At 69.9% G+C, this 23,064-nt stretch carries 11 protein-coding genes; 3 read left to right on the forward strand and 8 right to left on the reverse strand.

Going from position 1 to position 23,064, the window contains the following annotated elements:
- Positions 1–664 precede the first annotated feature (664 nt).
- Positions 665–1,546: a helix-turn-helix domain-containing protein gene (locus ACFYV1_RS00725; RefSeq protein ID WP_389393156.1), complete on the forward strand. Its 882-nt coding sequence runs from the start codon at positions 665–667 to the stop codon at positions 1,544–1,546.
- Positions 1,543–1,734 (forward strand): DUF397 domain-containing protein, encoded by a 192-nt coding sequence (locus ACFYV1_RS00730; RefSeq protein ID WP_389393157.1) that lies wholly within the window; start codon positions 1,543–1,545, stop codon positions 1,732–1,734. Before ACFYV1_RS00725 ends, ACFYV1_RS00730 begins: the two co-directional genes overlap by 4 nt.
- 46 nt (positions 1,735–1,780) lie before the next feature.
- Here ACFYV1_RS00730 and ACFYV1_RS00735 read toward each other — a convergent pair whose 3' ends face one another.
- From ACFYV1_RS00735 to ACFYV1_RS00765, 7 genes are all read right to left on the reverse strand, one after another.
- A complete protein-coding gene (locus tag ACFYV1_RS00735; RefSeq protein ID WP_389393158.1) occupies positions 1,781–2,161 on the reverse strand; it encodes a hypothetical protein in 381 nt (126 codons plus the stop codon).
- A 134-nt stretch (positions 2,162–2,295) separates the two neighbouring features.
- Positions 2,296–2,592 carry a hypothetical protein gene (locus ACFYV1_RS00740; protein WP_389393159.1) on the reverse strand — a complete coding sequence of 99 codons (297 nt, stop codon included), beginning with the start codon at positions 2,590–2,592 and terminating at the stop codon, positions 2,296–2,298.
- Between the two features lie 47 nt (positions 2,593–2,639).
- Positions 2,640–4,286, reverse strand: a complete 1,647-nt coding sequence (locus ACFYV1_RS00745) for a hypothetical protein (protein WP_389393160.1) — start codon at positions 4,284–4,286, stop codon at positions 2,640–2,642.
- A 197-nt stretch (positions 4,287–4,483) separates the two neighbouring features.
- Positions 4,484–5,020, reverse strand: a complete 537-nt coding sequence (locus tag ACFYV1_RS00750) for a hypothetical protein (RefSeq protein WP_389393161.1) — start codon at positions 5,018–5,020, stop codon at positions 4,484–4,486.
- A gap of 69 nt (positions 5,021–5,089) precedes the next feature.
- On the reverse strand, positions 5,090–9,031 hold the full coding sequence (locus tag ACFYV1_RS00755; protein WP_389393162.1) for an Eco57I restriction-modification methylase domain-containing protein: 3,942 nt from the start codon (positions 9,029–9,031) through the stop codon (positions 5,090–5,092).
- A complete protein-coding gene (locus ACFYV1_RS00760; RefSeq protein WP_389393163.1) occupies positions 9,031–11,985 on the reverse strand; it encodes a DEAD/DEAH box helicase in 2,955 nt (984 codons plus the stop codon). Before ACFYV1_RS00760 ends, ACFYV1_RS00755 begins: the two co-directional genes overlap by 1 nt.
- Positions 11,986–12,089: 104 nt before the next feature.
- Positions 12,090–18,509, reverse strand: a complete 6,420-nt coding sequence (locus ACFYV1_RS00765; RefSeq protein ID WP_389393164.1) for a protein kinase — start codon at positions 18,507–18,509, stop codon at positions 12,090–12,092.
- Positions 18,510–20,060: 1,551 nt separating this feature from the next.
- On the opposite strand from ACFYV1_RS00765, the gene ACFYV1_RS00770 reads away from it, so the two are divergent.
- On the forward strand, positions 20,061–21,404 hold the full coding sequence (locus ACFYV1_RS00770; RefSeq protein ID WP_389393165.1) for an MFS transporter: 1,344 nt from the start codon (positions 20,061–20,063) through the stop codon (positions 21,402–21,404).
- A gap of 231 nt (positions 21,405–21,635) precedes the next feature.
- On the opposite strand, the gene ACFYV1_RS00775 is transcribed toward ACFYV1_RS00770, so the two are convergent.
- Positions 21,636–22,790: a phosphatidylserine/phosphatidylglycerophosphate/cardiolipin synthase family protein gene (locus tag ACFYV1_RS00775; protein ID WP_389394534.1), complete on the reverse strand. Its 1,155-nt coding sequence runs from the start codon at positions 22,788–22,790 to the stop codon at positions 21,636–21,638.
- Positions 22,791–23,064: the final 274 nt, after the last annotated feature.

Raw genomic sequence — 23,064 nt, forward strand, 5'->3', positions numbered from 1 at the left:
GGCGGTGCGGACCGGCCAGGGGGTCGGCGCCGGGTGCGGCGAAGTCACCGGCGGACAGTGGGCAGTCGTGACCCCTTGCCTGCCTTGCCTTCTCCGGGAACGCCGTAAGGGGCAAGGCGGCGTGCCCTAACGGAAGATGACGGAGCGTAAGGCGCGTGTGCGCATCGGCCTATCTCACCCCCCGGTTTTGACGTGCACCTGTTCAACTGTGGGTTGCCTGTCTACGCGTGTCAACCAGGGTGCGCGTTCGTTCGGTCGCGGCGACTTCGGCCTGTCGCGCCGTTCTGCGGGCCGAAGTTGACCGGTCGCCCCTGGCCAGGGTGGTTCCGGCGAGTGGGGCGCGGTTGGCGCGACCGACCCGCGCTGCTCGTGCGTCGCGCAATGTTCATCGACTCGATGCCCGCGGCGTCCGGGGAGCCGGGTGGTCGGCGCCTGGCCGGCGGCCCGACGGATGTGCGACTGCCTGTCGGCGTTGGTGGTTTTCCTCGCTCTCCGTGACCCCGCAGCGGGTGTCGGGCGAGAGGGGGTGTGCATGCGCAGCCCCGTACGCGGAGTCAGCGTACGGGCACGCAGAGTGGACAGTACGTGTGATGCTCCGTCAGGCTGAAAGGTGAGGCGGACGGTGTACGGAGCTGCCGCGGTGCGGTGTGGAAAGGGGCGGCGGATGGGCATCGTCGAAGGGGACGCGGCCGGTGGCGTCGGCACTCGGGCGGCTCCGGCGGGGGAGTGGGAGCGGGAGCCCCATCCGTCCGACAGCTTGCGCACGTTCGGCGCGTTCGTCCAGGCGCTGCGCGAACACGCGGGGCTCAGCCGGGTCGACTTCGGCGACCGGGTCCGGTACTCCAAACACACCGTGGAGTCCGTGGAGTTGGGCCGCCGGATGCCGGACGAGGCGTTCGTGGAACGCGCGGAGGAAGCGCTCGGCAACACCGGCGCGCTACGGAAGGCCGCACGGCATCTGACGCGGGGCGAGGCGGGGCTCGCGGCATGGTTCCGGCGATGGGCGCGGCTGGAACGGGAGGCGGTGAGCCTGTGCACGTACGAATGCCGGCTGGTGCCGGGGCTGTTGCAGTCGGAGGCGTACGCGCGAGCCGTGTTCGACGGCACGATCCCGCTGCGGACGGACGAGGAGCTGGAGGCGCAGCTCGCCGCGCGGATGGAACGACAGGTGACGATGAGGGAGCGGCCGACGGTGCCGTTCAGCTTCATCGTCGAGGAGCATGTGTTCCGCCGGGAGTTCGGGGACGCCGAGGCGATGCGCGCTCTGGTGGACCATGTCCTTGAGCTCACCGCCCCGCGGAACGTGACGTTTCAGCTGGTGCCGGTGGCGGCCCGGTTGCACGCGTGTCTGGATGGGCCCCTGCAGATCCTGGAGACCTCGGAGGGGCGACGGCTCGGGTACTCGGAGGGGCAGAAGAACGGGCGGCTGATCTCCGACGCGAAAGAGGTGATTGTGCTCTGCCAACGCTATGACACACTGCGGTCGCAGGCCCTGAACCCGACAGAATCCCGGGACCTGCTGGAGCGACTGCGAGGAGAGCTATGAGCAGCGGAACGTCGGAACTCGCCTGGTTCAAGTCCAGCTACAGCGGCAGCGAGGGCGACAGCTGTGTGGAGGTCGCGATCGCCGAAGAGGGCATCCACGTGCGTGACTCCAAGGACGTGACCCGCCCGGCCTTCGCGGTCGCGCGTGCCGAGTGGGCGTCGTTCGTGCGGTTCGCATCGGAGTGCTGAGCGAGGTGAGGGCGTGCCGTTCGCTGGAGCAGTGGGCGGCACGCCCTCAGCGTGTTCGGGGGCGCTTGGTTTCGTCCGTGGAGCTGTAGCCGAGGGCCGCGCGGTTGATGAAACGGTCACCGAGGTCACGCACAGGCGCGGGCTTCGGCTGCTGGGTGGCCTTCTTTGCTGTGGATTTCTTCGGTGCGGGCTTCTTGCCGCCCGCCTGCTTGGCCGGTGCCGCCTTCGCCTGCTTGGCGTTTTTCGCGGTCGGTGTGTTGCGGGCCGCGTACCTCTTGCGGACCGCTGAGAGTCTTTCGCGTTCTCGAGCGGCCACGTTCGCGGGAAGGGCGTCGGTGAGAGCGCGGGCCCGACTGAGCGCCCAGCGTGCTGAGCTCCAGTTCTTCTTGTCGACGGACAGATTCGCCAGCCTAATGGCTTGCTGCAAGGCCCTGATCTTCGCGGGCTGCCGCCGGGGTATCTCGGATTCGGCCCCGCTGCTCCGCCGCTGCCCGGCGGCGCGGGTGCCCCAGTCCGTACCGGAGGTCAGGACGACGACCGAACGGGGATTGCTGCTCTGGTTTACACGTACCACTGGCGTTCGTTCCTTGGTTGAGCGGTGGGTGATGCCCTCAGGGTGGCCACCAGGTGGGGCCACGCCGAGAGCAGGGTCAGTCGTGGCGGGGCCCTGGCCGGGGGCGGGGTGAGGGTGGAGCGGGAGGTGCCGGACTCGCCCTCGGTGAGCGGGTTCTCCAGGGTGAGGCCGGCGGCGGCCATGTGGTCGTACTTGGCGAGGACCAGTCGCTTGGTGCGGTTCGTGTCGTAGCGTTGAGCCGCCGGTGTGCCGCTCGCTTCCGGTAGCCGGAGAGCGGGCGGCACACGTGTGTACGTCTCTGCCCGTGGGTGTGCCGTTGCGACTCGCGTGCTCAGGTAAGAGTGTTCCTTAGATGCGGACCCAGGTAGCCGATGTAGACCTTGCCTGACCGGGGGCCGTCCTCGTAGAAGTGGAGCCGCGGGGCGATGGTGTTGCCTCCGCCGATCTTCAGGTGCGCCTGCATGAACGCCCGGCCGCTCGGGTCGAGCGTCCTCGGCACGGGGAGCATGCGCTCGCTGCGCAGTTTGCCGTTTTTGGCGACGGTATCGGACTCTCGCATGGCCACCTTGGCCGTCGGAAAGGGAAACGCACTGGACTCGTCGGACTTGCACCAGTTCAGGAAGTCACCGCCGGCCCTGCCGTTGGCCGAGGCTTCGGCGAAGTGATTGAGAGCGAGCAGGCCGTCCCAGGCTACGTTCAGCCAGTTGTCCACAGACTGGCTGTCGAGAGTCCGTGTGATCTTGCGGTTCCCGGTGAATGAGATGCAGGGCAGCTCGTGCAGCCGCTCCAGGAGGTCCGCGAAGGCCGTCGGATAGGAGATCGCCGAGGCGTCGGTCGGAGCGTGGGCAGAGGTGAAGTCGCCGAAGGCTTCGAGTCGTTCGCGCAGGAAACGTATCCGGCGCTGGGACTCCTGGACCTTGTCGTACAACTCCTCGTTCTCGCCTCGAAGCTCGTCGCTTCCCCGCTCGGCCTTCGCGAGCTCCGCGTACAGATCGTTGATCTCGTTGACCCGCAGCACCTCCGCCTGCTCTGCCTCGTCCAGAAGCGCGGTGAGGGCGGAGTTGTCCGTACGGAGTTGGAGGACGTCCGTTCCGTCCGAGGTCGGCCGAGGGCGCGCTCGGTGACGCGGGACGCTGAGCAGCGCGGCGGGCAGTGTGTGACGCGAGGATATCCGTTGCGGAAGCGCGGCCAGTATGGACGCGGCACGACGCACGTTGCCTTCGATGGTCCGGCGTGACATCACGGGATGCCGCTGCGCGTCGGGCTTCCAGGCCGGGTCGAGTCCGGGCACGTAGGTGCGGACGCCGCCGCCGAACACGGGGTGGTATTCCATCGCGGTGTTGAACGTGGCCTGCGCCTCGGGGGTGAGGACGTACAGCACGGCCAGGCCGTGCAGATTGCGGAAGAGCGGTTCCACGACCGAACGCGACCATTCGTCGGGGTTCTTTCCGTACGGCACCGTGGCGATGACGACGGGCAATCGGCGTTTGGTATCGCACAGTTCTTCGATCAGGTCGTCGACATCCTCGGTCTCGATGAAGGTTGGCACGGCGGCGACGTCGGCCTCGCCGTCCCGAGCCTCCAGCGAGTCGAGGAGGAGGCGGACGATCTTCGGGGTGTTGGCCGGGGTGGGGAACTCATCCTCACGCGCGGGCTGGTGCTCGATGTCGATCTGTACCCAGGTGCGGCCCTCGTCCTGAGGCAGACCGGAGCGAACAACGAGCGTCGACTGCCAAGTCCCGGAGGCGGCGGAAGGTGTCTCGCGCATGCGCCACCGGCTGTACGCGCCCTTCCGTCCGGATTCGGAGTCACGGTCGAGGGTGGCGTGGGAGGCGACTTCGGTCCGCCCCTCGTCCAGCCCGGAAGGGTCGTATCCCTTGTCACGGAGCCATGTCATCAACTGTCGCTCTGCGACAGCGCACGTGTCGACGTAATTGAGCTCAGTCGAGACGACCATGCGGTAGCCACGTGGCTCCATGAGTTCTCCTTGCCAGGATGCGAGGACGCGCGGTTCTTGCGGCCCAGTGTTATGAGCGGCCGGGCGTCGGGGACAGTGCCAGTCATTGAGATTCGGAAGCGTTCAGCGCGATGCCGCGCGCCTGCACGCCCCTTGGTGGAGCAGTGTCGGGCCGCGGCCCGCAGGCCCCTTCGGGGCGGGCGGCCTGGCCGTTTGATTTACGCCTTGCCGACGGGGGCGTAGCCGAGGGCCTCGCGGTCGATGTGGCGCTTCCTGAAGTCGTAGAACGGACTGCGTTTCGCCCTCCGCCGGGACTTGCGGGACCCTCGCTTGGGCTCTGGGGCAGGGGCAGGCTTCGGTACAGGCTGAGGCTTGGGCTTCGGAGCCACCTTCGACTTCGAGACGGGCTGCGGCTTGGGCTTCTTGGCGCTCTGGGGAAGTGCCTTGCCGAACTTCTTCCGGAGTTCGGAGAGCTGCTGACGCTCCTGCACGGTCTGTGAAGCCGGAAGAGCTTCGACGAGGGCCCGAGCCCGACTGAAGAGGTAACGCGCCTCGGGCCGGTGCTTGGTCTCGATGGCCAACCGCAGGACCTTGATTGTGCGCTGGAGGGCCTGAGCCTTCCCTTCCTGCTTCTTGGGCAAGGGGAAGTCGCCACCACTCGAACGCTGCTGACTGGCGGTGCGTTCACGCCAGTCCGTACCCGAGGTCAGGACGACGGCCGAACGGGGGTTGCTGCTCTGGCTTCGACGTACCACGCGCGTTGTTCCTTGGAGGTTGATGGGCAACCCAGGGGTGGCCGCAGATGCGGTCACCCCTGGGCCGGATCAGTCGTGGCGGGGGCCCTGGCCGGGGGGCGGGGTGAGGGTGGAGCGGTAGGTGCCGGACTCGCCCTCGGTGAGCGGATTCTCAAGGGTGAGGCCGGCGGCGGCCATCCGGTCGTACTCGGCGAGGATCAGGTTCTTGGTGCGGTACTCACCGTGTGCCTTCACGTCGTTGTCGCGGACAACTCTGAAAGAATCGAGAATGTATTCAATATCCCCGAGGCCTACTTCGTGCAGATGGAAGAAATAGGCATCCAGCTCTGCGCGGATTGTATTTCTCCTTGATGAATTCCAGAGGAATGGGGCGCCTCGGTCGTCGAGGTCTCGGGCGAACTGCCTCAGGTCTGGAGTGGTGTAGGAGAGTTCGAGTACGCGGGGGATTACAAACCTGACATGCTCTGGCTTCCAAATAACCGGAATCTGCTTCATGATCGTTACGTTGAAGTGTTGTCCTGGTGTTTTTTGTTTCGCCATGAAGTCATAGGTGAAGGAATTGACGACTGCCAGTGCCCATGCATGTTCGATAGCGCCACCTGGGACGGAGAAGCCGTTAAGTGGCTGGATTAGCCCCGATTCTGGGACCACTGCAGCGATGGCCGTGCGAGAATCGACTGCTCGAACGTAATCACGTACAGAAAGAATCCAGTGATTGCTGATTCCCTTTCGTTTCAGGAAGTCCCGCACCGTCTCCAAATGCATCCAATACCGGGGAATGGTTGGGGTGTTTTTTTGAGTCGTCAGTACCTCTGAAACTTCCCCGGTGGAGTAGTCGGCGAACCGCGCGTCGAATTGATGAATCATTTTTCCCTCGTGTAGAGGGAGGTGGGAGTCTTCGAAGGTTTCTCTGTAGAGATCGGAGTACCCCTCCGAGGTGAATCCTACCCAGGGGGTCACGGGAATCCCTGGGCGTGCGCGTCTTGTGAGTGACAGTAGAAGGTCAAAGTCTCGCCTTGACCGACAAATCGGTAGTTGGCGAGTTAGAGGATTTAGCTCCTCGAGTGCGGACAGTGGGAGTGAGTAGCGTCGGCTTGGGTCTTGAAGTTCTTCCTGTGACGTCAAATAGACCGCCATAGTCAGTGAGTTCGAGGCGCTCGCCTTCTCGGTGTGAGTCAATGAGAGTAGGGTAAATTTGGTGGAGGGATGGACTGCTGGGAATAGGTTGCCAGAATTTTCGCAGTCGAGTGCCAGTCGGATTGTTCCGGTATCGCGAAGCCACTCCCAGAAATCTTTCAAGGGTACGTCTGTGAGTACGCTGGTGGTGACGATAAGGCCAGATTTTCCCCCAATTTTGGTGATTTGAATTGACCGGGAAGTGAAGAGCGCCTGGGTTTTCAGGCGTCCTCGGGCGGTTAGCGGAAACTGGTGGCAACGAGTGAAGTAGGCGCTGAGTTCAGCCTTTGTGCGAACCTCGAAATTATATTTCTGTGACCATGGTGCACCGCTCGAGATGCGTTCTCGAATTCTCTTCTTTCGGGCTGCGGTTGTCCCGCCGAGGGTGGACGGGTCAATTGCTGAAAAAAACTCCTGGTCGTCGAAGTCGATTCGTTCCCATGGTGGGTTTCCCACCACCGCGTCAAATCCGTCAACCCAGCCTGTGTTCGGCAGTGCGCCTGTGATGCCAGCGTTCATCGCTGGGACAGAGAATACCTCTGGGAATTCCAAATGCCAGTGGAAGAACCGGTATTGGTCACGCAGTCGCAGGATCTCGGCGTGCGTGGCATCTGGAACGGCGGACTGGTCGCGACCGCGCAGCGCGCGGAACACCTGGTCGGTCGGGGCCTCGGGCGCGCCCTCCCGCTTGGGCCAGACGAACGCGGCGCACCAGGCGTCGGCGGCGTGGAGGTCGTGGACGTACGACGCCGACTCCCGATGTGCGCGGTACGCGGACTCCTGCGCCCGCACCTGCTCCAGGGAGTCGGCCTGGGCGGCGGTGATGCGGGCGATCTCGGCGGCGTACGCGTCGTTGCCGGGCAGGACGTCCGTGTCGAACAGGAGCTCGTCCTGGCCGCCGCGCTGGGTCTTGTTCCGCTTGACGAGCCCGGCCGCGTACTTCTTGTCGTCGCCCTCGATCGGCTTGAACGCGTCGTCCGGGACGCCCTCCGCCAGCAGCTTCGGTGTCGCGCCGATCAGGCCGTTGCCGTGCTTGACGTGGGCGTCGAGGAAGCCGAGCGGCTTGCCCGGCTTCAGGGCCTCCAGCCACAGCGAGACCTTCGCCAGCTCCACGGCCATGAGGTTGAGGTCGACGCCGTAGATGCAGCGCGCGACCACCTCGTGCAGAGCGTGGCGCACCGCGTCGACCGTCGGCTCCGGGTTGCGCTCGCGCACCGACGCCACCCGCTTGGCGATGCGACGGGCCGAGGCGACCAGGAAGTGCCCGGAGCCGCAGGCGGGGTCGCAGACCGTCAGGGAGAGCAGCTCGTCGATGATGTCGTCGGCCGGGTCCGGCCGGCTGGCCTCGGTGGCGCGCTGCTCGCCTCGCTTGACGGCGTCGTCTATGACCGGGTCGAGCGTCGTGTCCAGCAGGCACTCGATGAGCGAGGACGGGGTGTAGTAACTACCCGTCGTCTTACGGCTGTTGCCCGCCACCTCGATCAGCTCGAAGGAACGGTCCGTCGCCGAGTGCTTGGGCTCCAGCTCCAGCAGCGACTCGTAGACCGAGCCCAGTTCCTCCGCGTCCAGGTGGCGGTAGTCGACGGAGCGCCAGCGCCGGGCGCCCGGATCACGCACCTGCGCGAGATGCCGTACGGCGGCGAGCAGCGACTCGTTGGACAGCTTCATGCCGCCCAGCGGCGCGTCGGTGTCCGTGTGGGAGAACAGACCGCCGAGACCCGGCAGGCCCAGCTCCGGTCGGCCCCCCTCCGTTCCCAGCGCGTCGAGGACGATGCGCAGCGCCTCGTACTGGTCGCCGTGGGCCGTGCCCTGACGCCGACGGGCCCGTTCACGCAACCGGGCCGAGGAGAAGTACCGCCCGTACGCCTCCCGCTGCCGTTCGCCGGCCGCCGGGTCGAGCAGGGCGTCGCGGTCCTCGGCGACGAAGACGAACAGCAGCCGGTAGACGAGCCGCAGCAGCGCGTCCCGAAGTGCCTTCGGGTCGACGTCCTCCCGCAGGCGGCCGTTGTCCGGATGCCGCAGGAACCCGGTGCCGAGCACGGTCAGCGCGTTCTGCACGCCCAGCCGCAGTTGGTCCAGCGCCCGTGCCCCCGACGTGACGGCCTCCGCCCGCCACTTCTCCAGCCAGCAGCCCGAAGGAGCAGACCCCTCCGCCACCGCGAACCGCGAAGCGTGCAGCACGCAGTACAGGAGCACGAACTCGCTGAACAGCTCGCCGTCGAAGATGGCCTCGAGGTCGAAGTCGACGTACGCGGCCGTCGCGAAGGACGACGAGTCGCGCAGCAGCCGCACGTGGCGGCCGTTGGTGAGGACCGCCCAGAGGTGGGCCTCCGTGCGGTTGAGGCAGTCCTGGAGCATCGACTGGGCCGGGACCTGGCCGGCCGCCGGGCGCTTGTCGAGTTCCTGGTTCCAGGGGATGAGGTGGACCAGGGCCGGGCCGTGCCGGTGGGAGACCGGGAAGCGCTTCTCCGCGTCCGAGTCGGCCCCGATGCCCGCCGCGCCGACCTCCGTCAGCGCGCCGAAGTCCAGCTTGCGGAAGAGCTGGGCGAGCCAGTCGGTGCCGGCCCGGCCGGTCGGGTCGGCGGCGGGCGCGCCCGTCACCGGGTCGGAGGGCAGGGCGGTGCGCAGGTCACGCCAGAGCGGCTTGAGGTATTCCCAGGCGCGCTCGGCCTCGTCGCGCACGGGCACGGACGCGGGCAGGCCGTAGTCGGCGGACCTGGTGCCCGGCAGGTTCCGCGCCTCGGCGATGCGCAGCAGCATGTCGGCGGGGAGCAGACCGCCGACCGTGGTGACGGCGGTGAAGGCGAGGGCGGTGCGGGTGGCGGCGGCGGACATCAGGCTTCGGCTCCGGACACGGTAGAGGCGGCGGGGGCGGCGGGCGGCACGTACACGTACACGCCGAGGACGTCGGCGGGTTCCTGCGGGACGACCTTCAGGCCACGGACGATCTCCTCGTTGGCCCTGCGCACCCGGCGGTGCGAGGCGTCGAGTTCGGCGGCCAGGAGGGTGCCGTACTCGGTGAGGTGCGCGGAGAGTTCCGGCAGGCCGTTCAGCGCGCCGGTGACGCGCTTGCGGACGGTCTGCTCATGGGTGTTGGCCGTGGCGCGGGCCGCGAGCAGCGCGGCGGCCGCGTCGTCGTCCAGCCAGCGCGCACGCTGCGGCAGGCCCTCGTAGGCGAGCAGGCGGGCGTCCTCGGCCACCACCTGCCGTTCGCCGGTACGGGACGGCAGGGTGAGGTGGAAGCGGTAGCGGACCAGCAGCAGTGTGGTGAGCGTGGTGACCGCGTCCGTGGTGACCACGCCGCAGCGGCGGGCCGGGCGCGGGCCGGGCGCCTTGGTGTCCAGCGCCGAGTCCAGGACGTACGAGGCGACGGCCCCGATCACCGGGTCGGTGCGGACCAGGGCGGCCTCGCCGCGGCCGATCGCCGCAGTGGTGCGGAACGGGATCTGCCGGTCCTCCTCGACGAGCCGGTTGCCGAGGGTGGCGGCGAGCGCGTCGCGCAGCCCGGCCGGGGTGCCGCCGACCTGGGCGGTGAAGTCGCCGGAATCGTCTCGCGGGTCGCGGACCAGGGCGTCCAGGTCGCGCAGCGCCTCCAGGGCGAACTCGCGAACCTCCTCAGCGCCGCCGAGCGCCGCCCGCACGGCGGCGACCTCGCGGGCCACCTCCTCCGGGTGGATGGCACGCTGGGCGTACTTGGAGCGGGACGTCTTCTCCCGCTCGGCCGCCGAGGACCACTCGCGGTCGATACGGTCGAACGACTCCTGGCGGCCGGGCAGTTCGAACAGGCTCTCCTGGCTGCCCTGCCGTCCGTGCACCAGCAGCCAGTCCACGATGGCGTCCGTGACGCCCGAAGCGGTCTCGTCGGGGACGGAGACGGAGATGCCCAGGTCCTTCTTGATCTGGCGGTGCTTCCTGAACAGCACGTCCAGGACCTTGCCGTCGATGCCGTTGTCTTCGCCGAACATGGTGATGACGCGGACCTGGTCGCGCTTCTGTCCGTAGCGGTCGACACGGCCCTCGCGCTGGTCGTGGCGGGTCGGGTTCCACGCGAGGTCGTAGTGGACGACGGCGTCGAAGTGGTGCTGGAGGTTCACGCCCTCGGACAGGCAGTCGGTGGCGATCAGCACGCGGCGCACGGCCGGGTCGTCGCCCGCCTCCGCGGCCTCGGCGGCGAGCTGCTCGATCCGCTCCAGGCGCTGCTGCGGAGAGAGGGTGCCGGTCACGGCGGCGATCTTCGTCTTCTTGCCGAGCTTGCCGTCCAGCTGCGCGGCGAGGTAGTCGGCGGTCGGGATGTAGCGGCAGAAGACGATCGGGTGGTAGCCGTCGGCGATCAGGGCCTTCAGGTGCCGGGTCAGCGCCTTCAGCTTCGCGTCCTCCGCCGGACCCACCAACTGCTCGGCCCGCTGCGCGAGATCGAGCAGCCGTGCGCCCGCGTCCTCCGACTCGGCCGCGCCCGGGGCGACGTCCATGCCCTCCAGCCGGTCGTTGTCGGCGGAGTCGGCGGCCACCGGGGCGCCCAGCACGTCCGCCTCGTGCGCGGTGCGGGCGGTGGCGGACTCGGAGCGGGTCTTCAGGGTCTGCGCGGCGGCAGCCGGCGAGGAGACCATCGAGCGCAGCAGCGCGATCACCGACCACCAGGCGATACGGGTCTCCCGCGGCCCCTGCTCGTCGGCCGCCGCGACGCGGTCGCGCGCGTAGGCGATGGCGTCGTCCAACAGCGCACGGTAGGCGGGGGTCAGCTTGTACGGCTCGTCCCTCGTCCAGCGGTCGGACGGGAACGCGGTCCGCTCGGCCAGCGAGTCGTCGGCGAGGCCGTCCTCCTTGGTGAGGTAGTCGCGGACGTCGGCGCGCTTGCGGGCCACGAAGTGCTCGGCGAGCTTCGCCCGCCCCGCCGCCGTCTCCAGGTCCAGCGTCGCCAACTCGGGCCGCACCAGGCCGAGAAGATTACGGAAGGCGGACTCCTTGCCGGAGTGCGGGGTCGCCGTCAGCAGCAGCAGGTGCCGGTCGGCGTCGGCGGAGACCTTGCGCAGCAGCTCGTACCGGAGCTGGCTCGACGCGGACGACGCGGCGCCCTGCGCGGGGTCGTCGGCGGCGACGCAGGAGTGCGCCTCGTCGACGATCACCAGGTCGGGGCAGTGCCGTACGAAGTCCTCGCGGTGGCGGGTCGACTTGATGAAGTCCGTCGAGATGATCGTGAACGGGTGCTTGTCGAACAAGGACTGGCCCAGCTCCAGGCCGCGCTCCAGACGCGACACCGTGGACGCCAGGACCAGTTCGGCGTCGATGCCGAACTTCTCCCGCAGTTCGCCCTGCCACTGCTCGGCCAGCGCCGGGGAGCACAGCACCGCCAGCCGGGTCGTCTCGCCCTGCGCGAGCAGCTCCTTGGCGATCAGCCCCGCCTCGACCGTCTTGCCGATGCCGACATCGTCCGAGATCAGCAGCCGCACCGTGCGCTGCCGCAGCGCCATCAGCAGCGGCACCAGCTGGTAGGCGCGCGGCTCGACGGCGATCGACGCGAGGGAGCGGAACGGGCCCGCGCCCGACCTGAACCCGATGCGCAGCGCCGTGCGCAGCAGGCCGGCGGCGCGCTGGTCGCCCACGTCGTCCGGGCTCGGCGCCGCGAACTCGGCGGGACGCACCTCCTCGAACGTGGGGAAGACGGCCGCGATGTCGTCCTCACTGCCGCCCAGCGGGCGCAGCACCAGCATGTCGGGGGCGCTCTCGGGCAGCACCACCCATTCCCGGCCACGGGCGGCGACCAGCGAGCCGGCTGTGTACGTGGGGCTCATGAGATGTATCGGTTCCTATGCGGTCGAGAAGGGCGGCGAGAAGTCGGCAGGAAGGCGGGCGGGCGGGAAGTCGAGGGGCGGTGAGTCGGGAGGGGCGGGGGCGGTCAGCGGTCGCGGAAGAAGCCCGCGTTGTGGTCGACGACGGCATCCCAGTCCGCACCCACCGGGAATCGCGCGACGTCCCAGCCCGCCTCCTCCAGCCGGTAACCGGCCTCGATGTCGCGGGTGGAGTCGGCCGGACGGCCTGGGACGTCGACGAACACGGCGAGAGTGGCGTCGTCCAGGCGGAAGACCAGGTCAGGGCGGGCCGCCGCCCCGTCGACGAAGACGCCTGCCTCGTCCGGCAGCCGGTAGCCCTTCGCTCGCAGCCAGCCGAGCAGGTCACCCTGTGCGACCAGGGCCGCGAGGTCCGTCTCCACCGGGGTCGGCGCGGACGCCGGGACGCCGGTGGAAGCGGCGGGAGCGGCGTGTGCGCCGACCGCCGGTGCGGCACCGGCCGAGGGGCCGCCGCCCGGCGTCGTCTGCGCGCCGCCGGCCGCCGGGGCGAGCCTGCGGAACACCTCGCTGCGGGACTCGCCGCGCTCCTCCCGCTCGGTGCGGGCGCCGGCCAGCCGCAGCAGCAGCGGGCGGGCGGCGTGCCGGCTGAGCTGCCGGTGGTGGGTCTGGTTGGCGTAGGTGAGCAGGCAGACGTAGCAGCCGCGGGAACACTTCTCCCCGTCCGCCGGCATGCCCTGGTCCTCGCCCGTCTGCGGGTGGAAGTGGCAGATGTCCAGGGCGGTCCGGGCGGCCTTCGCCAACGCGTCCTCGTCGTGCTGGATGCGGCGCAGCACACCGGCGCCGCCCTCGGCGGCCTCCGTGAACAGCATGCGGCGCCGCGGGCCGTCGTCCGGCGGCAGCAGCTCCGCGGTCAGCTCGGAGTCCTCCAGCTCGAACGCCGCCTCGATGCCCCGCTCCAGGGCGTACAGGAACGACAGCGCCACCGGCTCGGGCTGCGGCTCGTCCAGCGTGACCACGAGGATGTTGCGGCGGTCCTGCACATAGGGCAGGACCCGCCTTTTGCGGCGCTTCTCGTTGCCGTCCTCGTCGACCACCGCCATGCCGGTGCCCTCGATGGCGTCCGCGGCGGCCCGGTCGTTGAGCCAGCGGCCGTCGCCCAGGTCCAGCCAGTAGCCGTCCGGTTCGCCCTCCTTGTCGCGGACGCGGCCGAGGTTGGTGATGCGGACCGTCGCCGAGTCGCCGTAGTCCAGGTCGAGCACCGGCGCGCCGTCGGCGTCTGTGACATGCGAGGTGAGGCGACCCCTGCGGGCGCCGTGGTCCTGAAAGGCGTACGAGACCTCCAGGCGGAAACCGGCCCGGCGGCGCTCCTCCTCGTCGGAGGAGATCCGCTCGCGCGGCGTGGTGTACACGGTGTGCAGGTGGAGCAGGCCGACGCGCTTGCTCCTCAACTGCTCGCCGCACATCGAGCACACGTCCGCGCCGGCCCTGACGTCGTAGTGGTAGCCGCAGCCGTCGCAGCGCCGGGCCTCGGCGGTCGCCAGGTCGCCCGAGGCGTCCGGCGGCAGCTGCACCCGGGTGACCTGGTAGCGGGCGCCCTCGTGGTAGATGAGCGCGCCGGGGCCGAACTCGCGGATCGCGAGGAACCGGGGGCGCTGCAGATAGTCCCCGTCGGCGTTGCGGCGGTTGCCGGAGCGCGGGATGTACGCGGCCAGCGGCAGGCGCGGGAAGCTGTAGCCGGGCAGGAACCCCTCGGACGCCAGATAGCGGTACGGATTGAAGTCGCTCATCACCGACTTGCTGTCGGTGGAGCGGTTCAGCAGCAGGTTCGTCTGCGTCTCCGCCTCCCGGCGGCGGGTGCGCGCCCGGCTCTGCTCACCCGGGGAGAGGGTGTGGTCGACGACGCGCTTGTTCTGCTCGTACTGGTCGATGACGGCGGCCCGGAAGAGATCGCGCCACCGGTCGAAGGACTCGTTGAACTTCTCGGGGGCCCGCTCGATCCGGTCCTCGATCCACTCGTCGTACCACCAGGTGGTCGACTCGAAGTCCGGGATCAGCGGTGCGAGGACGATACGGGCCGCGGCGGCCGCGCGCCTGCGGGCGTCCTCGTCGAAGGACTCGGCCCCGATGTGGGCCAGCAGCGGCAGCTCCATCCGCGGATCGGGGCGGTCGCCGGCGTCGGGATCGTAGGCGACGTCGACGACGTCCGGGATCGACGTGCCGAGCCTCATGCCGGTCTCCGCCAGCCAGATGCCCTGCAGATGGGAGCGGACCAGGTCCTCGTTGGCCAGGTCCAGACGCGGCGGGGCCACCTGCCCCGACACCATGTCCTGGGAGCGGCGGAAGTAGTACTGGTCGTGGCTGTTGCCCGTCGCGCAGTACGTGGTCACCAGCGCGGGCTGGCCGCTGCGGCCCGCCCGGCCCGAGCGCTGCGCGTAGTTCGCCGGTGTCGGCGGCACGTTGCGCATCATCACCGCGTTGAGCGAGGAGATGTCCACGCCCAGCTCCATCGTCGGCGAGCAGTACAGCAGGGGCAGTTCGGCGTCACGGAACTGCCGCTCGCGCTCCAGCCGGTCCTCCGGGGTGACCTGCGCGGTGTGCTCCCGCGCGTACAGGCCGGCGAGTTCGGCCGCCGCCGTCCGGTACAGGTCGCGGAAGAACGGGTTGACGCGGGGGCCCTCGCCGCTGCTGTAGGTGCGCGCCAGCGGATCGACCGCGCCCCGCTCGCCGTCGCCGGCCCGCCAGACCAGGGCGGCGGCCGACACGCGGAAGCCGGTGCGCTTCTGCGCCGCGCGGCGGCGGAAGGCGGGGCCGGACTGCTCGGGCGCCGCCTCCACCTCGCGCACGAGTTCCGCGTCCTTCAGCACCTTCAGCAGGTCCTCGATAACCAACTGCACGTCGTCCAGGGGGAGGTCGCGCAGTTCGGGCATGTTCCGCCGCAGGTACTTGCCGAACTTGCCGCGCGCCGACAGGAACAGCGCCGAGCGCTCCATGCCCGGCTTCGAGCCGTACGGATAGGCGGTGCCGACGGCCGGCCGGTCGCTCTCGCCCAGCACCCACGGCCCGCTCAGCCGCTCCTCGCTCGCCCTCAGCAGGGTGTCGAAGTCGTCACGGAAGTACTGCACGTCCACGGCCAGGGCGCGGCGCATGAAGTCGAGCAGCGTCCGCGCCGTCTCCTCGCGCAGCGCCGGGTCGGCGTCGCGCAGCACGGCGTGCGCGGACTGCCAGCGCTCCGGTCTGGCGGCGATCCAGTCCAGGTCCTCGTAGTCGATCCGCAGCAGGCCCGTCTGCTCCAGGTTGGGCATCGTGATGCGCCAGCCGCGCTCCAGGTCGCGGTAGAGGCGGTAGCCGACGACGTCGCGGAACGCCTTCGCCGCCCGGCGCTCCATGGACGGGGGCAGGTCCGTGCCGGACGCGTACTCGCGCGGCGCGAGGCCCATCACCTCGGTGACGGCCTCGGCGAGGTCGTCGTGGCGCAGTCCCTCCTCGCCCGCCCGCACCGCTGCCTGGTACAGGGCGCCGCGCAACTGGGTCACCTGGGCGAAGTCGTTGAAGTGTCCGGCCTGCAGCGAGGCGTCCTGCCGGTTGTCGACGAAGGTGAGGAGCTTGCGCGCCTCCTTGCCGAGGCTCTCCTCGGGCACCGCCCGCAGCGACTTGACGATCGACGCGGAGATCAGCGAGGTGGCGGAGGAGCGGCCCTCCTGGTCCAGGGTGGCCAGCTTGGCGAAGTCCCGGCCGCGGGTCTGCTCGTAGGAGACCTGGCAGTGCACGCAGAACAGGAACGGCGCCGGGACGAACGCCGCCACCAGGCCCTCGCCCGACTCGTTGCCGTGGGCGTCGACGACGACCCGCTTGGGCAGCCGGGGCCGGTAGGACTTCTTGACGACCATCACGCCCTGCGGGTCGGGCTCGAGCCACGACTCCGGCAGCCGCCGGTCGTCGACGGCCTTCTGCGGGTCGGCCGGCCACTCGTAGTCCTGACCGGGCATGCCCAGATACAGATAGCCCTCGCCGTCGCGGCCTCCGGAGGCGAAGGTGTCGCGGCGCGGCTCGTACCGGAACGCGCCGTGCTCCTCGGTGCGCCAGACGGTCAGGTACTCCTGGCCGCACTCGCGGCAGAACGCCAGCGGGAACAGTGGCATGCCGTCACTGTCCGGCTGCTCCAGCTGGTAGGTGCGGGTCAGCGGCCGGGTGAGCGGATCCTCCAGCGTCGTGTAGACGGTGTCGCCCTTGGAGAGGAACTGGTGCAGCCGGAACGCGAACAGCGGGCGTTCCGTCAGCGGATGCTTGGCCTGCGCACCCGCCTCGAGGGTGGTCCGGATCGCCTCGCGCACGCTCTCCTCGGCGACTCCGGATTCGGTGGCCAGCTCGGCCGCGGCCGTCTCCACCGTCGTCGGTGGGCAGCGCCGCAGCCGGCCGGTGCCCTCCTCGTGCTCCAGACCGAACCGGGACTCCACCCAGCGGGCCAGCGGATCCTTCGTCAGCGCCTCGTACGCGCGGGGCGCCGCCGGTACCCGCAGCCGCTCGGCGGGCACGGCCCCGGGGGCCTCCTCGGTCGCCCGGACGAGGGTCTCGCCGATGACCCGCTTCGGCAGCACCTTCGTCCCGAACAGCCGGCCCGCGACCTTGGCCACCTCGCGCCGCTGGTCCTCCCACGACCCCTCGGTGGACATGGTCGCGGACGTGCCGATGCACTGCAGGGAGGCGGAGGCCCGACAGGCCTCACGGACCCGGCGGATCAGGAATGCCACGTCCGCGCCCTGCCGGCCCCGGTAGGTGTGCAGCTCGTCGAAGACGAGGAACTGAAGCCCCTCGGCCATGCGGATCAGGCTGGTCCGGTCGTCCGGCCGGGTCAGCATCAGTTCCAGCATCACGTAGTTGGTCAGCAGGATGTCCGGAGGGTTCTTGCGCAGTTCGGCGCGCTCGTCCGGGGACTCCTGGCCGGTGTAGCGGGCGAAGGTGACCGGCTCGCGCCCCTTCCCGAAACCGTGGCGCAGGTACTTCTCCAGCTCCCCGAGCTGCGAGTTGGCGAGCGCGTTCATCGGGTAGACGACGATCGCGCGCACCCGGCCCCCCGCGCCCGGCCCCGCCGCCTGACGCTCCTTCAGCACGCGATCCACGATGGGGACGATGTACGCCAGGGACTTGCCGGAACCGGTGCCCGTGGTGAGCACGTAGGAGTCGCCCGCCTGCGCGGCCTCGACGGCCTGCCGCTGGTGGAGATGGAACGTCAGTGGCCGGCCGTCCGGACGCGCCGAAGTCTCCTTCTTGCCCGCCTGGAAGATCTCCGCGCACTTCGGGTGCAGGACGCCGTCCCGCACGAGGTCGGTGACCTGGCCGCCGTCGGCGAAGAACGGGTTCAGCGACAGCCACGGGTCGGGCCACTGCGACTTCGCCGCCAGGTCGTCCTCGACGAACCCGGTGATCCTCGCGTCCCGGATCACCGTCGCACTCCTGGTGAAGCTCTCGTACTCGCCGATCAGGTCGGCGTGGACGCCGAAGACGTCCATCGCCTCGGGCATGCGCGGCTCCCTGCGCGGCACGGGAACCGGGGTGGCGGGGGCACGCTCGGGCAGCTGGGCGCGCAGCCGCGCCACCGGGTCCATCACCTGCCAGTGCGGTGCGAGCAGGGCGGCCGTGTCGTCCGGCGCGAGGGCGAGGGGGACCAGCGCCTCGCGGACCAGGGCCGCGTTCTCCGGCCGCAGTTCGGCGTCCTTCTCCAGAAGGCGCTCCACCAGCCGGACCAGCTCGGCCGGCAGGTCGGGGCGCACCAGGGTCAGCTGCGGCGGCTGCTGACGCAGATGCTGTTCGGAGAGCTCGAAGGCGGTCCTGGCGGAGAACGGCGGTCGCCCGATCAGCAGCTCGTACAGGATGCAGCCGAGCGCGTAGAGGTCGGCGGGGGCGGAGACCCGCTCGGCGCGGAACTGCTCGGGCGCCATGTAGCGGGCCGTGCCGACGCCGACGCCCGTGCTGGTCAGCCGCGTCTGGTCGGGATCGTCGACGATCGAGCCCATGCCGAAGTCGAGGACCTTGGCCGTGCCGTCACCGGTGAGCATCACGTTGGCCGGCTTCAGGTCGCGGTGGACGACCCCGGCGGTGTGCGCGGCGGCGAGGCCGGCGGCGATCTGCGCCCCGATCGCGGCGGCCCAGGAGACCGGGAGCTGCGGCTCCTCGTCGATGAGGTCCGCCAGCGGATGACCGTCCAGCAGCTCCATCGCCAGGTAGGGCAGACCACTGCCGCCCGGCGCCTCGTCGACACCGCCGTCGATCAGCAGGGTGAGGTTCGGGTGGCCCTGGGAGAGCATCCGCATGATCCGCACCTCGCGGCGGAAGCGGTCGACCTCCTTGCCGGCCCCCGAGGTGCCGACGGCGATCCCGGTCCGGCCGCGCAGCACGGTCTTGACCGCCACCGTGCGGTGCGGGGAGTCGGGGGCGGCCTGGAGGTCCTCGGCCCGGCGCACCTCGCCCATGTTTCCGCGCCCGACGATCCCCATGATCCGGAACCGTCCGTCCACCGTTTCCAGGCCCACTCGCCCCTCCCCGTTTCGCCCGTCACGTGCAAGATGGGTGCATCTCGCAGGGAGCGTACACCTTCGCCGCTCAACGCGGGTTGCGTCTTCCTGTTTACGTGGTCAACGCACGCTGCTGCGTGTGAGCTGTGGGGTCCTGGCGGGGATTGCATGCAGGGCGGCGGTGCTGCCGCGCGGTGTCCACGGCTGGCTTGGCTGACCGGCCCGAGGTTGCGCACGCGAGGCCCTGGTCCCGGCCGTTGAGACGACGATGGAGCGTCGCGGAAGGCGGCCTCGCCGGGTCAGAGCAGAGCTGGTACCAACCACCTGACTGCTTGCTCGGGCGGTGCGTCGGTGTCGATGCCGAGGACACGGATAGTGCCAATGCTGCCCAGGGGGCCGTCGATCTGGAGGGTGCGAGTCGCGTGGCCGCCGGGACGGGGATGGATGATCACAGCGCTGCTCCAGCAGGGCCGCGGCCTCGAGGTCGGCCTAGCCTTCCGGGTCGGTGGCCCAGCGCCGTGCCGGCGCCGGCAGCGGCTCGGGCGCGCCGAGGAAATAGGCGAGCCGGCGCATGAGCTGTCTCTGCGCGTTCGTCCTCGGCAACTCTTCCGTTCTCGGTCGTCGCGCTCCGGTCGAACTCGGCTGCCGCAGCCCGTACATCCATCGCACCGGTCATGAGGGCATCATGACGAATGGGCGGCACCGGGCGGTCTCCTGGGGCGGGCTGCCGCTGCGGCTGTCGCCTTTCGCGAGGCCGCCGACGCGCCCTGGGGACGCCGGCCACGTGGAGCGACGGCGTACGCGAAGCGGGCGGGCAGTGGTCCGGGCCGGTGCACATGGTCGTCGTGACTTGTCGTGCGGGAGCCGCGAGGCCGGCGGCTGTGGGGCGGGCGCTCGGGGCCGGGGGTGGTTCGACGGAGGGCCGGTTGACCGCGCTCGAGGACGGATCGGCAACCGAAGTGCGCACCCGGCCGGTGAGGCCGCAGGGGCCGCGCTGCTGCCCTCCGCCGCCGCCACGCCCTGCTCGTGCAAGTGCCGGTGGGCGGAGCGCCCGTACGCAAAGAACTCCGCATCGCCGCTTCCCTTGGCGAGAAATCCTCCCGCGTCCTCGGGGCGGTGAAAAGTGAGATTTCCTGGGGCCGAAAAGATGCTGGCGAGATTCGTCCCGGGAAGTTCCGGTCAGTTCTTACGCTGTCCCGAGAGGCGGAGAGGTGATTCGGTCACCGTAGGATGTGACCAGGTGCTTTTGTTCAATGTGCATTGCTTCTGCGGCTATTGGGGGCCGTTAATGCCTGCGTGATGCCCGGTGCGTTTCCCGGTGCGAGGGATATGCCTTCTGCGCAGGGAAGTTGCGGAGGGCTGGACAGCGGCCGAGCGGCCTTGCAGGCTGCACGACATGAAATGCGCGAACCGCAAATGCGTGTCGTCGGACACTCGTTTTCTCGTGGCGGGCACCCGGCTGGTGGAGCGCGCCACGGCAAGGGCGGCGTTTTCGCCGACTCCCGTGGTGAACCCACGCGGACGTTCCGGACGTTGCCCCGTTGCCGGGGCCGAGTTACCGGGGTGTGCGTGACCAGCACCGAGGCGGTGACGCGGCGCAGGCCCGGTCTGGCGCTCGGCGTGCTGGCCGGTGCGCTCGCCCTGGACGTGAGTGGTCTCGGGGTCCTCAACGCCGCACTGCCGTCCGTCGGGGAACGCTTCGGGCTGGACGACGCCACGCTCCAGTGGGTCATGACTGCCTACGCCGTTGCGTTCGCCGGGTTCCTGCTGCTGGGCGGCCGCCTGGCGGATGTCTTCGGCCGGCGTACGGTGTTCGAACTCGGGGTCGCCCTGTTCACGGTGGCAGCCCTGGCAGGGGCTCTGGCGCCGGACACCGCGGTGCTGCTCTGCGCGCGGGCGGTCCAGGGCATCGGCGCGGCTCTGTCGGGTCCGGCCACACTGGCCCTGTTGACCGAGGTGTTTCCGGCCGGGCCGGCGCGCAACCGGGCACTCGGTGTGTACACGGCTGTCGGCGCCAGCAGCTTCAGCGTCGGGGTGCTGCTGGGTGGCGTGCTGACCGAGTTCCTCGGCTGGCGGTCGGTGCTGTGGCTCTCGGTGCTCCTCGGAACGGCTGTGCTGGCCGCGACGCGTGCCGGGCTGCCCCGCGGTGTCGGGCGCGGCGGCCGGCTGGACCTGCCGGGTGCCGTATTGGGCACGCTCGGCCTCACTCTGCTGATCGTCGGGGTGAGCAGCGACGGCGCCCTCGCGTGGAGTGCGCTCTGCGCCGCGGCGGCCTGTCTGGTGCTCTTCGTCGTACGTGAACACCGCGTTGCCGACCCCGCGTTGCCTCTCGGTCTCTTCCGGATCGCATCGGTACGGGCCGCGAGTCTGGCTGCCTTCCTCCAGTACATGGGCTCGATAGGTCTGCTGTTCTTCGCACCGCTGTATTTGCAGGGGATGCTCGGCTACTCCCCGTTCCAGTCCGGTCTCGCGCTGGTGCCGATGTCGCTGGCCGTTTCACTGACCGCCAGCTTCGCCACCGGACGCCTGCTCGCCAGGCACCCTCCTCGCCTGCTGATGGCCGTCGGGCTCTTTCTGATCGGCGCGGGAGCGGCACTGTGGATGGGCACGCCGCATGACGGCAGCTACCTGGTGCATGTGCTGCCCGGCCTGGTCATCAGCGGCATCGGGCAGGGGCTGAACTTTCCCTCGATGACGTCCGCCGCTCTCGAGGGCGTTCAGGCCGACCGGCACGCGGTCGCCGGGGCGCTCAACGTCGTGGCGCAGCAGGTCGGCGCCGGCGTCGGAATAGCGGTCATGGTCCTGGTCGCGACGACCGGCGACGACCGGCTCTCCGGCTACCACCTCGCCTACCTCGCGGCCGCGGGCGCCTGTGTGCTCGGAGCGGCGGGGATCGCGATGCGGCGCGCGTGACTCGCACGGTGCTTGCCCCCCGGGCGTCCGTGGGTGCCGCCAGGGGGTCGGTGGCCCCGTGACCTCACAGAGCGATGACGGCGTGGACCGGCGTGCCCCTGGACGTGGCGCGGACATGTCCACGGAGTACGTGTCGTCCAGGGCGGGGCCGCGGCCGACCGCGGTGTCCCTGGACGCTTCCTCGCGGTGCGGCGCCGGGCGCGCCCGCCGGTGCTCCCGGCCCCGGACGGGTCACAGGAAACGCCGGATCGGGGTCATGGCGGCTTCCTTCGCGCGCTGGAGTGCGGAGCGCCGTCTCCACCGGTGGAGGTCGATGCCGACGCTCTGCTCCAGGTCCGCGTCGTAGTCGCGGTCGAGTGCGGCGGTGAACGCCTCGTCCAGGACGGTGAGCATGATCTCCTCGTCGTGGTCCATGGACCGGCGGTTGAAGTTGGTGGATCCGATGAGGGAGGCGACCGAGTCCACCGTCATGATCTTCGCGTGCATCATCGTCGGCTGGTACTGCCGGATGCGCACCCCCGCTTCGAGTAGGCGGGCGTAGTGCTGCTGGCCGGCGAGTTGGCAGACGCGCTGGTCGGTGTGGGGTCCGGGGAGGAGGATCTCCACGCGTACGCCGCGGCGGGCCGTTCGGCACAGCAGGTCGACGAAGTAGGGGTCGGGGGCGAAGTAGGCGGTCGCGAGCCGGAAGCGCTCCTCGGCGGAGGTGAGCATGAGCCGGATGAGAGTCTGCATGTCCTGCCAGCCGAAGCTGGCGGAGCCGCGCACCACCTGGACGACCGACGAGCCGGCCGGGCGGTGCTCGGTGAAGCGGTCGCGGTCGTCGAAGAGTTCGTCGTGGCACTCGGCCCAGTTCTGCGCGAACGCGGCGGCGATGCCGTCCACGGCCGGACCGCGCACCCGGACGTGGGTGTCCCGCCACTCGCCCGGGTCGCGGGCGTCGCCGCACCACTCCTGGGCGATGCCGACGCCGCCGGTGAAGGCGGTGTGCTCGTCGACGACGAGGGCCTTGCGGTGGCACCGGTGGTTCTGTTTGAACGGCGAGAGCCAGGCGGGCTTGCGGAACCAGGCCACCTGCACACCGGCGGCGTCCATGCGGTCCAGCAGTTCCTGCTCGATCTGCTTCGCGCCGAAGCCGTCCAGCAGCAGCCGCACCCGGACGCCCGCGCGGGCACGGTCGGCGAGGGCGACGGCGAAGTCGTGGGCGATCCGGCCGCGCCAGTAGACGAACGTCATCATGTCGATCGTGTGGCGGGCCGAGCGGATCGCGTCGAGCATCGCGGGGAAGATCTCGTCCCCGTTGCGCAGCCGGACCAGCTCGTTGCCCTCCGTGGCGGCCACGCCGATCAGCCGCTCGATGCGACGGCGCAGGCGCTGTGTGCGGGCCAGAGCGTCTTCGGTGGCGGGTACGGGTACGGGTACGGGTACGGGTCCGGGTACGGGTCCGGGTTCGTTGTCGCGGGCGGAGGATGCCGCTGTGCCGTCGAAGGTCACGACGTGTCTCCCATGGGCAGGCAAGAGGGCGGTGAAGCGCTTCATGGGCCGCCGTACGGGCCCGGGCAGCGGACGACCGGCACTCGCCGGCCACTTCAGGGTATTGCCACCGGAGCCGTCGCCGCTGGGACCTGCGCCTCCGCTCTGAGGGACCCGGCAGTAGGGTCCG

Origin of the sequence: Streptomyces sp. NPDC003023, assembly GCF_042888225.1 — a bacterium.
Lineage (GTDB): Bacteria > Actinomycetota > Actinomycetes > Streptomycetales > Streptomycetaceae > Streptomyces.